This window comes from Albidovulum sediminicola, assembly GCF_025751575.1.
Classification (GTDB): domain Bacteria; phylum Pseudomonadota; class Alphaproteobacteria; order Rhodobacterales; family Rhodobacteraceae; genus Albidovulum; species Albidovulum sediminicola.
This window is the reverse complement of the sequence record NZ_JAOWLA010000005.1, coordinates 48,075-61,482: the sequence shown is the minus strand read 5'-3', so window position 1 is coordinate 61,482 and position 13,408 is coordinate 48,075. Positions and strand designations below refer to the sequence as shown.

The window sequence follows — 13,408 nt, the reverse complement described above, 5'->3', positions numbered from 1 at the left end:
CGGAATCGGGGTAGGCGGCAGATGGCGCGGGGCATTGGAACGGCAAAGGGTGTCGCTGGCCTTGCGCTGGCCTTGTTACTGGCCGGGTGCGGCGGCAATGCCGATCGGGAAGTCCCGATGGACCAGCTCGATGCGGAGTCGATCTTCAAGCTTGGCGAGCAATCTCTGGCCACCAACCGCAAGGCCGAGGACGCGGTCCACTACTTCGCCGAGGTCGAGCGGCTTTACCCCTATTCCGAAATGGCCAAGCGCGCATTGATCATGCAGGCCTATGGTTACCACAAGGACAAGGATTACGAAAACAGCCGCGCCGCCGCGCAGCGTTACATCGATACCTATCCGGCGGAGGAGGACGCGGCCTACGCCAAATACCTCCTCGCGCTCAGTTATTACGACCAGATCGACGAGGTCGGCCGCGACCAGGGCCTGACCTTCCAGGCGCTTCAGGCACTGCGCGCGGTGATCGAGGAATATCCCGACAGCGACTATGCGAAGTCGGCGATCCTCAAGTTCGACCTCGCCTTCGACCACCTCGCCGCGAAAGAGATGGAGATCGGACGCTATTACCTGCGCCGGCATCATTTCACCGCCGCGCTCAACCGCTTCCGCGTCGTGGTCGAACAATACCAGACCACGGCCCACACAGCCGAGGCGCTTTATCGCTTGATCGAATGCTACCTGTCGCTGGGCCTGACGGACGAGGCGCAGACGGCGGGTGCGATCCTGGGCTACAACTACCAGTCCACGGTCTGGTACGAGGATGGCTATCGCCTGTTGACCAAGCAGGGCCTTCAGCCCGAGGCGAAGGGCACTGGCTGGCTTGCAACGATCTACCGCCGGGTGATCAAGGGCGAATGGCTGTGACGATGCGCTGAAGCGCAGCCTTTGGGGGCGAGGATGCTTCGGTCACTTGAAATCCGTGACATGCTGCTGATCGACCGGCTCGAGCTTGACTTCGCGCCGGGTCTCAATGTGCTGACCGGGGAAACCGGGGCGGGGAAGTCGATCCTGCTCGATTGCCTCGGCTTCGTTCTTGGCTGGCGCGGACGGGCGGAACTGGTCCGTGCCGGCGCCACGCGGGGCGAGGTGACGGCCGTCTTCGACCTGCCCGCCGGGCATGCCGCCCGCGCCGTCCTGGCCGAGGCCGGGATCGCGGTGGAGGACGAGTTGATCCTGCGCCGGGTGAACGCCGCAGATGGCCGCAAGACCGCCTATGTCAACGACCGCCGCACGACCGGAGAGGTGCTGCGCACGCTGTCGGACGCGCTGATCGAGCTTCACGGCCAGCAGGACGACCGCGGCCTTCTGGACCCGCGCGGGCACCGCGCGATGCTTGATGCCTTCGCGGCGGTCGACACGGCGCCCGTGCGCCGCAGCTGGGCCGCGCTCGGCAAGGCGCGTCAGGCCCTGGCGGAGGCCGAGACGGGCTTGCAGGCGCTCCGCGCCGAGGAAGACTTCCTGCGCCACGCGGTGGGCGAACTGGACAAGCTCGCGCCCGAACCGGGGGAGGAGGCCGAGCTTGATACCCGTCGGCGCCAGATGCAGGCCGGCCTCCGCATCCGGGAGGACATCGCCCGCGCGCTTCAGGCGCTTGGGGGCGAGGGGGCCGAGGGGATGATGGCGGATGCCGCGCGCTGGCTCGACGGAGCGGCGGCGAAGGCCGAGGGGCTGCTTGACGATCCGATCGCGGCCTTGACGCGGGCGATCACCGAACTCGGCGAGGCCGCACAGGGGGTGGAAACGGCGCTCGACCGGCTCGACTTCGACCCGCGCGAGATGGAGCGGGTGGAAGAGCGGCTTTTCGCGATCCGCGGGCTGGCGCGCAAGCATGGGGTCCTTCCCGACGATCTGGGCGGCTTCGCCGAGGGGTTGCGTGCGCGCCTGGCGGCACTGGATGGCGGGGCGCGCGACATCGCGGGGTTGCGGGTGGCGGTGGAGAAGGCCGTCGCCAACTACGCCGAGGCGGCAGGCGCGCTTGGCGCGGCGCGGCGCAAGGCGGCGATCGCTCTCGACAAGGCGATCGCCGGGGAACTCGCCCCCCTGAAGATGGAGCGCGCGGTCTTCCGGACCGACGTCACCGCCGCCGATCCGGGGCCTGAGGGCACCGAGGCCGTGGCCTTTACGGTCGCCACCAACCCCGGCGCGCCGGCGGGGCCACTGAACCGCATCGCCTCCGGCGGGGAGCTTTCGCGCTTCCTCCTGGCGCTCAAGGTCTGCCTGGCGCGCGGGGGCGAGGCGCTGACGATGATCTTCGACGAGATCGACCGCGGCGTTGGCGGGGCGACGGCCGATGCGGTGGGGCGGCGGCTGGAACGCCTGGCGGAGGGCGCGCAGATCCTTGTCGTGACCCATAGCCCGCAGGTCGCGGCCCGCGCGGCGCATCATTTCCGCGTGCAGAAATCGGTCGCGGGGGGGATCACGACCTCAACCGTCGTGGCGCTCGCGCGGGAGGAGCGCGTGGACGAACTGGCCCGCATGATCTCGGGCGAGACGATCACCGGGGCGGCCCGCGCCGCGGCCGAGGATCTGCTGGCGGGCTAGCGGCCCGCACAGCGCCTGTGCCGCGATCCGGCTTGTTCGCGCGAGGTCCCGCCCGCATACTGCGGCAAGCGGAGGACCAGTCATGAAAAAGATCCAGAGCCAGGGCGTTCACCACATCACGCTGAACGGGGCGGACCGTCAAACCTCCATCGACTTTTGGGAGGGTGTGCTGGGCATGCCCTTCGTGTTCGACCAGCCGAACCTCGACAACCCGCGCGAGGGGCATCTTTACTTCGATCCCGGTGACGGGCGGCTGATCACGATCTTCACGAACGAGGACCGGAAACCCGATCCGACGAAGACGCCGAACGAACCCGGCTGCGTGCATCATATCGCCTTCAACGTCAGCCACGCGACATTCACCCACGCGAAGGAGCGGCTGGAGGCGCGCGGCATCGCCGTTTACGGCCCCAAGGACCGGGGCTTCATGGACTCGATCTACTTCCGCGATCCGCTTGGATTCCTGATCGAGCTTGCCTGCTACCGTTTCGAGCCGCCGGTCGGCTGCACCCATGCCGATGTCATGATCGAGGCGCATCGCCTGCGCGTCGCGCGCGGGGACTACAACATTCAGGAAGAACATCTGGCGGATGCGATCGAGCTGCTGGTCTTGCGGCGCCAGCAAAGCCTTTCGGGCGACCGCACCGCCCGCAATCCCTACTAGGCTCAGGGGGACGGGCGCGAGGGTTCGCGTATCCTGGCAATACCCCCTTGCGGAGGCGCAAGCGCCGGGCAAGGATCGCGCCTGTCAACGAGAGGTGTCCGCCGTGTCCTTGCCCAGTCTTGATCTTGCCTATGTCCGCAGCCAGTTCCCCGCGTTTTCCGTGCCCGAACTCGCGGACAAGTCGTTCTTCGAAAATGCGGGCGGATCCTATGCCTGCGGGCCGGTCATCGACCGGCTGACGCGGTTCTACCGTGAGCGCAAGGTCCAGCCCTATGCTCCCTACGAGGCCGGGCGCCTTGGCGGGGAAGAGATGGACGAGGCACGGCGGCGTCTGGCCGCGATGATGGGTATCGCGACGGAGGAACTCAGCTTCGGCCCCTCGACCACGGCGAATACTTATGTGCTGGCGCAGGCCTTCCGGCGCGCGCTGAAACCCGGCGAGGCGATCGTCGTCACCGATCAGGATCACGAGGCCAATTCGGGCCCCTGGCGCAGGCTGGGGGAGGAAGGCGTCGAGATCCGGGAGTGGCGGATCGACCCCGCGACCGGGCATCTGGACCCGGCGCGGCTGACGCCGCTTCTGGCCGACGGCAAGGTGCGGCTTGTCGCCTTCCCGCATTGTTCGAACGTGGTGGCGGAGATCAACCCGGTGGCGGAGATCGTGGCCATGGCCCATGCGGCGGGCGCGGCCACCTGTGTCGATGGGGTCAGCTATGCGCCCCATGGCATTCCCGACGTCGCGGCGCTGGGCACCGATATCTACCTGTTCTCGGCCTACAAGGTCTACGGGCCCCATCAGGGGATCATGGCCATTCGCCGCGATCTTGGCATGCGGCTGCCCAACCAAGGCCACTGGTTCAACGGCGAGACGCTTTACAAGCGCTTCACCCCGGCAGGTCCCGACCACGCGCAAGTCGCCGCCTGCGCGGGCATGGCCGATTACTTCGATGCGCTTCATACCCATCATTTCCTGCGGGCCGAAGCCGATCCGGCGATCCGTGGGCATCAGGTCCACGACCTGATCCGCGCGCATGAGGTCAGCCTGATCCAGCCGCTTCTGGACTACCTGGGGGCGCGCAACGATCTGCGGCTGCTCGGGCCGCGCGATGCGAGCCGCCGGGCGCCGACGGTCGCGGTGGCGCTCGACCGCGCGGCGGAGCCGGTTTCGGCGGATCTGGCCCGGCACGGGATCAACTGCTGGGCGGGCGATTTCTACGCCGTGCGGCCGCTGACCGCGATGGGCGTCGATCTGGACAAGGGCGTCCTTCGCCTGTCGGCCACGCATTATACCTCGCCCGAGGATGTCGCGCGACTGATCGAGGCGCTCGACAAGGTGCTGTGAGCGACCGGCCCATCCTTTTGTGGTTCCGGCGCGATCTGCGGTTGGCGGACCATCCCATGCTGCACGAGGCGGTGCGCAGTGGCCGTCCGCTGATCCCGGTGGCGATTCTCGATCCGGTTGCCGAGGGCTGGGGCGCCGCCGCGCGCTGGCGCTGGGGCGAGGGGCTCCGTGTCTTCGGCGCGGCGCTGGCGGCCCGGGGCGCGCGGCTGGTCTTGCGGCGCGGGCTTGCGGCGGAGGTCCTCGCGCAGCTTGCCGGGGAAACCGGGGCGGAGGCCGTCTGGTGGTCGCGTGCCTATGACCCGGCGGCGCGGGCGCGCGACGTGGCGGTCAAAGCCGCGCTGCGCGGGGCGGGGATGGCCGCCCGCAGTTTTCCGGGGCATCTCTTGTTCGAGCCCGAAGCGGTGGCGACGGGGCAGGGCACCGGCTACAAGCTCTTTTCGGCCTATTGGCGCGCGGCGTCGCGGCTTGATCCGGGCCGCCCGTTGCCGGCACCCGGCGCGCTTTCGGTCCCCGCGTCCTGGCCTGCTTCGGAAGATCTTGCCGCCTGGCGGTTGGGCGCGGCCTTGCGCGCGGGTGAAGATGTGTTGCGCCACCATTCCGCGCCGGGGGAGGCCGCGGCACAGGCCCGCCTGTCTGGGTTCCTCGACACCCGCTCGGCGCGCTACGCCGAACGGCGCGACTTCCCGGCAGAGGATGCGACCTCGGGCCTCTCCGAATACCTGACATACGGGGAGGTGTCGCCCCGCACGATCTGGTCGGAAACCGCCAGGGCGGGCGGCAACGCCAAGTTCCTGTCCGAGCTTGGCTGGCGTGAGTTCGCGTATCACCTGTTGCACCACGCACCGGGGCTCGCGCAGGACAACTGGAACCGCGACTGGGACCGCTTTCCCTGGCGGGGCGACAATGCCGATGCCGAGGCCTGGCGGCGCGGCATGACGGGTGAGCCCTTTGTCGATGCAGCGCTACGAGAGATGTATGTGACGGGGCGGATGCACAATCGCGCACGGATGGTGGCGGCCTCTTACTTGACCAAGCATCTCCGGACCGACTGGCGGGTGGGGCTCGACTGGTTCGCGGATTGCCTGACCGACTGGGACCCGGCCGCGAACGCGATGGGCTGGCAATGGGTGGCGGGATCGGGCCCCGACGCAGCACCCTATTTCCGGGTCTTCAACCCCGTGACCCAGGCCGAGAAGTTCGACCCTGACGGCGCCTACCGCCGGCGTTGGATCGCCGAAGGCCGGGCCGATCCGCATCCCGATGCCCGCGCCTATTTCCAGGCCGCGCCGAGGGCCTGGGCGCTGGACCCGCAGGCAGCCTATCCGGTTCGCCGCGTGGCACCCGCCGAGGGGCGCCAGCGCGCGCTCGATGCCTACGAACGGTGGAAGACACTGAAAATGTTGCCCTGAGGCGGAAGATTCGGTTACTGATTCCTCGTGAGGAGGGAGTCATGGACGCATTGACTTCGACCGAAGGCCAACAGGATCTGCCGCGCTACTTCGCGCAGACGTTCCGGCTTGCCAGCGAACTTCACCGGGGCCGGCTGGATTTCGTCATGCCGGACGGACGCCGGTTCCGGGCCGAGGGGCGCGAGCCCGGCTACGTTGCGGAAATCCGCGTCCACGACCCGGACGTATTCGCCCGCCTGATCCGCGAGGGCGACTTGGGTTTCTGCGATTCCTACCTTGAGGGCGGATGGACAACGCCCGACCTGCAAGCGTTCATGGACTTGGTGCATGACGACAACGACCGGCTCTACGACAGCTTTCCCGGCATGGGGCTCGTGCGTTTCTACGAACGGATGCGTCACTTCCTGAAGTCGAACAGCAAGCGTCAGGCCAAGAAGAACATCGCCTATCACTACGACCTGGGGAACGATTTCTATCGGCTTTGGCTTGACGACAGCATGACCTATTCCTCGGCGCTCTTTACCAGCGGGCAGGAAAGCCTGGAGGCGGCGCAGAAGGCGAAATATGCCTCGATGGTGGACCGGATCGGCGCGCAGCCGGGCGATCATGTGCTGGAGATCGGCTGCGGCTGGGGGGGCTTTTGCGAATACGCCGCGGGCGAACGCGGGCTGAAGGTGACGGCACTGACGATTTCCAAGGCGCAGCGAGAGTATGCGCTGGCCCGCATCGCGCGCGCCGGCCTGTCGGATCGGGTCGAGATCAAGTTGCAGGACTACCGCGACGAACGCGGCAGCTATGACGGCATCGCCTCGATCGAGATGTTCGAGGCGGTAGGCGAGAAGTACTGGCCGGTCTATTTCGACACGGTGCGCGACCGGCTGAGGCCGGGCAAGAATGCCACGCTTCAGATCATCACATTACAGGACCGCCGCTTCGAGACCTATCGCAAGGGCGTGGACTTCATCCAGAAATACATCTTCCCGGGCGGCATGCTGCCCAGCCCGTCGGCGCTGAGGCGGGAGATTTCCCGGGCCGGTCTTGGGCTTGTCGGATCGCTCGAATTCGGCGAAAGCTACAGTCAGACCCTGCGTAGGTGGCACGAGACCTTCAATGCCCGCTGGGAAGAGGTCGCGAAGATCGGTTTTGATGAAAGGTTCAGGCGGATGTGGAACTTCTATCTTACGTCCTGCGCGGGGGCCTTTCATGGGGGCAACTGCGACGTGACGCAGATCACCGTCACTAGGCCGTCGAACTGATGCCGACGGCTGCGAAGCTTTTCGGGGCGATGGCTTTCGCGCTCATGGCGTTCTTCACGGCCGAGATCGTGAAGCCCCATATGCCCGAAAGCACCAACTTCGGCTATATGTCGGCGGTCGCCGCGCTTGTGGGCGTGGTTTGCGGCTGGATGGTGATGGGCCCCACCGCGGGCAAGGGATACTACCAATCCGTCGGCGCCGGGATGAAGACCGCCGTGGTCACCGCCGCCTGGGCGCTGTTCATCTTCGCCTTCGAGGCGATGCTGCGCCAGACCATGCGAAACATGTACGACGGGCCGATGGAGGCGGTCGTCGATGTGGCGCGCTTCTTCGTCGATTATGGTGCCTATCTGTTCTTCCCCGACGTGGCGACCGTGCTTCTGGTCGGGGGCGGCCTTGCCGGGATGCTGACCGAATGGGCCGCGAAGCGCTGGAAGTGAGACTTTGGCGAACCTGTTTTTCTACGGCACGCTTTGTCACCGACCGCTTCTGTCGGCGGTGCTGGGGCGCGACGTCTCTGCCCGTCCCGCACGGCTTCCCGGACATTCGGTGTTCTGGGCCGCAGGGCAGAACTTTCCCCTGATCGCCGAGGGCGGCGCGGGGGCCGACGGCGTGCTGGTCGAGGGGCTCGGCCCGGAGGACATCGCGCGCCTTGATCATTACGAGGGCGGGTTCATCTACCGCACGCGCGACCTGACGGTCGAGGCGCAGGGCGACCGCGTGACGGCGCGGGTCTATTTTCCGATCGATGCGCGCTGGCAGCCCGGCGCGCCTTGGCGGCTTGAGGATTGGGTGCGGCGCTGGGGGCCGGTGACGGTCGAGGCGGCGGCGGATGTGATGCGCCTGCAGGGCTGCGTTCCGTCCGAAGAGGTCCACCGGCGTTATGGCCGGATGCTGGTCCGCGCGGCGTCGCGTCTGCGCGCCGGAACGGGCGGCCCGACGCGTCTGCGCCGCCACGCGGGCCCCGGCGACATCGTGGTGGAGGGCTGGCGCCAGCCCTACGCGCATTTCTTCGCGGTGGAGGATTACGATCTGCGCTTCCGCCGCTTCGACGGCAGCATGAGCGAAACCGTCGATCGCACGGCCTTCATCTCGAACGATGCGGCGGTGGTCCTGCCCTACGATCCCGCCCGCGACCGGGTCTTGCTGATCGAGCAGTTCCGCATGGGCCCCTTTGCGCGCGGCGACGCCGAACCCTGGCTTGTCGAGGCGATCGCTGGCCAGATCGACGCGGATGAAACCCCACAGGAGGCCGTTCGCCGCGAGGCGCAGGAAGAGGCGGGCCTGGCATTGTCCGAGCTGATCGAAGTGGCGGGTTATTACCCCACGCCCGGCTCCAAGGCGGAGTTCCTTTACACCTACATCGGCCTGGCCGACCTTCCCGACACGGCGGCCGGCCTTGGCGGCGCCGAGGAGGAGGCCGAGGACATCCGCGCGCATCTTGTGTCCTTCGACGACTTCATGGCGCTGATGGACAGCGGCGAGGTTGTGAACGGCGCGCTTTTGCTTCTGGGGATGGCCCTGGCCCGCCGCCGTGCGGCGATCCGGGAGGTGCTACGTTCCGGGGCTTGAGGTCCAGCGCTCACCGTCCTAGGTATGGACCAACGAACGGGGAGAGGGGCTTATGCGCATTCACAAGGATCTGGCGGAAGCGGTGGGCAACACACCCCTGGTGCGCCTGCGTCGGGCCAGCGAGCTGACGGGTTGCGAAATCCTCGGCAAGGCGGAGTTCATGAACCCCGGCCAGTCGGTCAAGGATCGCGCCGCCCTCTTCATCATTCAGGACGCGGTGGCGAAGGGTTTGCTGAAGCCCGGCGGCACGATCGTCGAGGGGACAGCCGGAAACACCGGCATAGGGCTGGCGCTGGTGGGCGCATCGCTGGGCTTCCGAACCGTCATCGTGATTCCCGAGACGCAGAGCCAGGAAAAGAAGGACATGCTCCGCCTGGCGGGCGCCGACCTGGTGCAGGTGCCGGCGGCGCCCTATTCCAACCCCAACAACTACGTCCGCTATTCCGGCCGCCTTGCCGCCACGTTGGCGCAAAGCGAACCGAACGGGGCAATCTGGGCCAACCAGTTCGACAACGTGGCCAACCGTCAGGCGCACCTCGAAACCACGGGGCCGGAGATCTGGGAACAGACCGGCGGCAAAGTCGACGGTTTCGTCTGCGCGGTCGGATCGGGCGGGACGCTCGCGGGGGTCGCGATGGCGCTGCAGCCCAAGGGGGTGAAGATCGGCCTCGCGGACCCGGAGGGTGCGGCGCTTTTCAGCTACTATACCTCTGGCGTGCTGAAGGCCGAGGGTTCTTCGATCACCGAAGGGATCGGGCAGGGGCGGATCACCGCGAACCTGGAGGGGATGACCCCGGACATGGCCTGGCGCATCCCCGACAGCGAGGCGCTGCCCATCGTGTTCGACCTGCTGTCGGAGGAGGGGCTGTGCCTTGGCGGCTCCTCCGGGATCAACGTCGCGGGCGCGATCCGCATGGCGCAAGAGATGGGCCCGGGCCACACCATCGTCACGGTATTGTGCGACTACGGCAACCGCTACCAGTCGAAGCTTTTCAATCCCGATTTCCTGCGCGCCAAGGGTTTGCCCGTTCCCGGCTGGCTTGACATGGAACAGCGGGACCTGCCCTCGGTCTTCGAAGGCTGATGCGCGCCCTGCGACTTCTGCTGTTTGTCTTGCTGGCGGCGCTTTCGGCCCCATCGGCGGCCGTCTTGCTGGCGCCGAGCGTGGCGAGCGCGCAGGAGGCCGTGGCGCCCGACTACAAGCAATGGGGGAAGGACGCCGACCTTGCCGAACAGGTGCTGGAGGCCGACCGCGCCTCCAACCAGGCGCTTGAGCAGCTTCGCGACCGTATCGTCGACTGGCGCACGCGCTTTACCGCGGCGCAGACCGCGAACCAGCAGCGGATCGAGACGCTGCGCAACCAGATCGCGGCCCTTGGTCCCGCGCCCGAGGAAGGCCAGTCCGAGGCGCGCGAGATCGCGGCCCGCCGATCCGAGCTTAACGATCAGCTCAACAAGCTTCAGGCGCCGGGGATCGCCGCCGAAGAGGCGCGCAGCCGTGCCGAAGGCATCATCAAGGAAATCGACACCCGGATCCGCGAACGGCAGGCGGACGCGCTGCTCAAGCTGTCGCCCTCGCCGGTGAACCCGGTCAACTGGCCCGCCGGGGCCGCCGTCCTGACCCAGGGGCTCAAGACCCTCTGGAACGAGACGGTGGAGGCCTGGGAAAATCCAGCGCGGCGGACGGAACTGCGCAACAACCTGCCCGCGATCATCCTTTACCTTGTCGTCGCGGGTTTCCTGGTGCTGCGGGCGCCGGCCTTCATCGAAAGGCTGACGATGCGGCTGCGCCATTCGGCCTCGATGCGGAGCCGGGATGTCGCGGCCTCCATCCTGTCGCTGGGGCAGGTGCTGGTGCCGGTCCTGGGAGTGTTTCTGCTGGTCATGGCGGTCCGTGCGACGGGCATGACGGGGTTGCGGTCCGGTGAACTGATCCGCGCATTGCCCGATGCGGCGGCGGTGCTGTTCGTGGCGCGCTGGCTTGGGGCCTCGGTCTTCGCCGGTGGGACGTCGGCCCCGCTGGTCGTGGACCGCCCCGCCGAGGCGCGTTTCCATTCGAGCATGCTTGGCTTTGCCGCCGCGATCGAGGTCATGCGCGTCGCCTTTGCAACCGACGTGCGCCCGCCCTTGTCGCAGGCCGCGCAGTCGGTCTGGGAGTTTCCGGTCGTCGTGCTGGTCGCGGTGTTCCTGTTCCGCCTCGGCCACCTCATCCGCCGCCGCGACGGCGCCAAGGGTGGCGAGGCCGGACCGCTGCGCGACCGCATCCAGCCGATGTTCGGCACGGCTCTGGTGGCGGCATCCATCATCTCTCCGCTTCTGGGGGTGGTCGGCTATGTGGCGGCGGCCAACGCGCTGATCTGGCCCGCGCTCGGGACGCTGGCGCTGGTGGGGCTTGTGATCGTCCTCAACCGGTTCCTGACCGATCTCTACCTGATCGCCACCCGTTCCGGCGAAGAAGGGCGCGAGGCGCTGGTGCCGGTCCTGATCGGGACGATCCTCTCCATCGCCGCGATCCCGGCTCTGGCGCTGATCTGGGGCGCGCGCACCGCCGACCTGACAGAGGCCTGGACGCGCTTCCGCGAGGGGATCGTGCTGGGGGGCGCGCGCATTTCGCCCACCTCGTTCCTGACGCTGGTCGCGGTCTTCGTGCTGGGCTACCTCGCGACGCGGCTTCTTCAGAGCGCGCTCAAATCCTCGGTCCTGCCGCGCACCAAGCTTGAAAAGGGCGTGCAGAACGCGGTGGCCGCCGGGGTGGGTTATGTCGGGATCTTCCTGGCGGGTGTCGTCGCGGTCACGGCTGCCGGGCTCGACCTGTCGTCGCTTGCTATTGTCGCAGGCGCGCTTTCGGTCGGGATCGGTTTCGGCCTTCAGAACATCGTGCAGAACTTCGTCTCAGGCATCATCCTTTTGATCGAGCGGCCGATCTCCGAAGGCGACATGATCGAGGTCAACGGCCAGTTCGGCATCGTCAAGGGCATCTCCGTCCGCTCCACCTGGATCGAGACCTTCGACCGCACCGACGTGATCGTGCCGAACGGGGATCTGGTCTCAGGCGTTGTCACGAACCTCACGCGCGGCAACCTGACGGGCCGGCTGATCCTGAAGGTCGGCGTCGCCTATGGCACCGACACCCGGCGGGTCGAGACGATCCTGAGGGAGATCGCGGAGGCCCAGCCCATGGTGCTGGTCGACCCCGCGCCGGGGGTCGTTTTCACCGGCTTCGGGGCGGATTCACTCGATTTCGAGGTTCGGATGATCCTGTCGGACGTGAACTACAAGCTGGCGGTGCAATCCGAGGTCAACCACGAGATCGCCCGCCGCTTCACCGAGGAGGGGATCGAGATCCCCTTCGCGCAGCGCGACCTCTGGATCCGCAACCCCGAGGCGCTTTGGGGCGAGGGCAAGCCCAAGGCAGCGGGCGTCGGCACTGCGGCCACGACCGTTGAAAAGCCCATGACCGACCCCCGCCTGATCCACAACGATCCTTCGGATGAGGATGACGGCCATTGACCGAGCTTCTGTTTCGCTCCGACGCCTATCTGCGCGAAGCGCCCGGCCGGATCGTGGCCCATACGCCCGACGGAGGGATCGTCCTTGACCAGACGATTTTCTATGCAACCTCGGGCGGGCAGCCGGGCGATGGCGGGGTGCTGGTCCATGAGGGTGCCGAGATCGCCGTCGCGACAGCCGTGAAAGGCGAGGGCGCTGCCGTCGTCCTTATCCCCTCCGACCCTGGCCCCCTGCCGCCGGTCGGTGCCGAGGTGATCCAGAGGCACGACTGGGACCGCCGCTACCGCCACATGCGCGTTCACACCGCGCTCCATCTCCTCTCGGTCGTGATCCCGCTGCCGGTCACCGGCGGCCAGATCGGGGCGGAGAAGGGCCGGCTCGACTTCATGATGCCGGAGCCGCCGACGGACCCCGCCGCGATCGAGACCGCGCTGAACGACCTGATTGCGCGCGACCTGGCCGTCACCGATGACTGGATCACGGATGAAGAACTGGCCGCCAATCCAGGGCTGGTCAAGACGATGTCGGTAAAACCCCCGATGGGGCAGGGCCGGGTGCGCCTTGTCCGTATCGGAGAGGGCGAGGGGCAGGTGGACCTCCAGCCTTGTGGCGGCACCCATGTCGCGCGAACGGGCGAGATCGGCCGCGTCACGCTTGGCAAGATCGAGAACAAGGGCAAGCAGAACCGGCGCGTGAACCTGCACCTGGCCGATTAGCGCGAATTTCCCCCAACGCCCCCCTTGCATATCGCCCTCAACCCCTTGTAAACACCGCGCCACGGACAGATGGCCGAGTGGTCGAAGGCGCACGCCTGGAAAGTGTGTAGGCGGGGAACCGTCTCGAGGGTTCGAATCCCTCTCTGTCCGCCACCACATAATCTATTGATTTTAAACGATTTTACGCCTCGCGTATTGTGGCGCAGTTCCCGCGACATACGAGGCGAGCTGCCCCCTAGAGACTTGAAATTGCAGGCGAAATAAACGCTCAAAATGGGGCGAGTCTCTGTTTGGCATTTGGCGCGATACGGTTTCCGGCCGTGGCTACGGGCGCTGGACTTGACTTCAGGGCACCAGCAAGCTGGCGTGGACTTTGATCGGCTACGGTCAGTCTCGGA

11 protein-coding genes and 1 tRNA gene are annotated in these 13,408 nt (G+C 67.1%); all 12 read left to right on the top strand.

All coding sequences use genetic code 11. The features are described 5' to 3' along the window. Nucleotides 1-21: 21 nt before the first annotated feature. Nucleotides 22-864 carry an outer membrane protein assembly factor BamD gene (locus OE647_RS06735; RefSeq protein WP_263720954.1) on the top strand — a complete coding sequence of 281 codons (843 nt, stop codon included), beginning with the start codon at nt 22-24 and terminating at the stop codon, nt 862-864. A 33-nt stretch (nt 865-897) separates the two neighbouring features. Then, the gene (recN, locus tag OE647_RS06730) at nt 898-2,541 is read left to right on the top strand and encodes a DNA repair protein RecN (protein WP_263720953.1); all 1,644 of its coding nucleotides are present in this window, start codon (nt 898-900) and stop codon (nt 2,539-2,541) included. Nucleotides 2,542-2,623: 82 nt separating this feature from the next. Next, entirely contained in the window at nt 2,624-3,205 is a 582-nt protein-coding gene (locus OE647_RS06725; protein WP_263720952.1) for a VOC family protein, read from the top strand. 109 nt (nt 3,206-3,314) lie between these two features. Further along, nucleotides 3,315-4,547: an aminotransferase class V-fold PLP-dependent enzyme gene (locus OE647_RS06720; protein WP_263721098.1), complete on the top strand. Its 1,233-nt coding sequence runs from the start codon at nt 3,315-3,317 to the stop codon at nt 4,545-4,547. Then, a complete protein-coding gene (locus tag OE647_RS06715) occupies nt 4,544-5,956 on the top strand; it encodes a cryptochrome/photolyase family protein (protein WP_263720951.1) in 1,413 nt (470 codons plus the stop codon). The genes OE647_RS06720 and OE647_RS06715 overlap by 4 nt, the downstream gene beginning before the upstream one ends. Before the next feature lie 41 nt (nt 5,957-5,997). After that, nucleotides 5,998-7,212, top strand: a complete 1,215-nt coding sequence (locus OE647_RS06710; RefSeq protein WP_263720950.1) for an SAM-dependent methyltransferase — start codon at nt 5,998-6,000, stop codon at nt 7,210-7,212. Further along, nucleotides 7,212-7,652, top strand: a complete 441-nt coding sequence (locus OE647_RS06705) for a TrgA family protein (protein WP_263720949.1) — start codon at nt 7,212-7,214, stop codon at nt 7,650-7,652. The genes OE647_RS06710 and OE647_RS06705 overlap by 1 nt, the downstream gene beginning before the upstream one ends. A 4-nt stretch (nt 7,653-7,656) precedes the next feature. After that, nucleotides 7,657-8,784 (top strand): NUDIX domain-containing protein, encoded by a 1,128-nt coding sequence (locus tag OE647_RS06700; protein WP_263720948.1) that lies wholly within the window; start codon nt 7,657-7,659, stop codon nt 8,782-8,784. A 52-nt stretch (nt 8,785-8,836) separates the two neighbouring features. Further along, complete coding sequence (locus tag OE647_RS06695) at nt 8,837-9,868, top strand: cysteine synthase A (RefSeq protein ID WP_263720947.1); 1,032 nt, start codon at nt 8,837-8,839, stop codon at nt 9,866-9,868. Further along, nucleotides 9,868-12,294 (top strand): DUF3772 domain-containing protein, encoded by a 2,427-nt coding sequence (locus OE647_RS06690; protein WP_263720946.1) that lies wholly within the window; start codon nt 9,868-9,870, stop codon nt 12,292-12,294. The genes OE647_RS06695 and OE647_RS06690 overlap by 1 nt, the downstream gene beginning before the upstream one ends. Further along, nucleotides 12,291-13,010: an alanyl-tRNA editing protein gene (locus OE647_RS06685; protein ID WP_263720945.1), complete on the top strand. Its 720-nt coding sequence runs from the start codon at nt 12,291-12,293 to the stop codon at nt 13,008-13,010. The genes OE647_RS06690 and OE647_RS06685 overlap by 4 nt, the downstream gene beginning before the upstream one ends. A gap of 63 nt (nt 13,011-13,073) precedes the next feature. Further along, nucleotides 13,074-13,163: transfer RNA gene (locus OE647_RS06680), tRNA-Ser, on the top strand. The last annotated feature ends 245 nt before the right edge of the window (nt 13,164-13,408 follow it).

Bases quoted from the DNA above. Each gene is read 5' to 3' on its own strand.
- OE647_RS06705 (WP_263720949.1), top strand. From the start codon at position 7,212: ATGCCGACGGCTGCGAAGCTTTTCGGGGCGATGGCTTTCGCGCTCATG.
- OE647_RS06695 (WP_263720947.1), top strand. From the start codon at position 8,837: ATGCGCATTCACAAGGATCTGGCGGAAGCGGTGGGCAACACACCCCTG.
- OE647_RS06710 (WP_263720950.1), top strand. From the start codon at position 5,998: ATGGACGCATTGACTTCGACCGAAGGCCAACAGGATCTGCCGCGCTAC.
- OE647_RS06690 (WP_263720946.1), top strand. From the start codon at position 9,868: ATGCGCGCCCTGCGACTTCTGCTGTTTGTCTTGCTGGCGGCGCTTTCG.
- OE647_RS06725 (WP_263720952.1), top strand. From the start codon at position 2,624: ATGAAAAAGATCCAGAGCCAGGGCGTTCACCACATCACGCTGAACGGG.
- recN (WP_263720953.1), top strand. From the start codon at position 898: ATGCTTCGGTCACTTGAAATCCGTGACATGCTGCTGATCGACCGGCTC.
- OE647_RS06735 (WP_263720954.1), top strand. From the start codon at position 22: ATGGCGCGGGGCATTGGAACGGCAAAGGGTGTCGCTGGCCTTGCGCTG.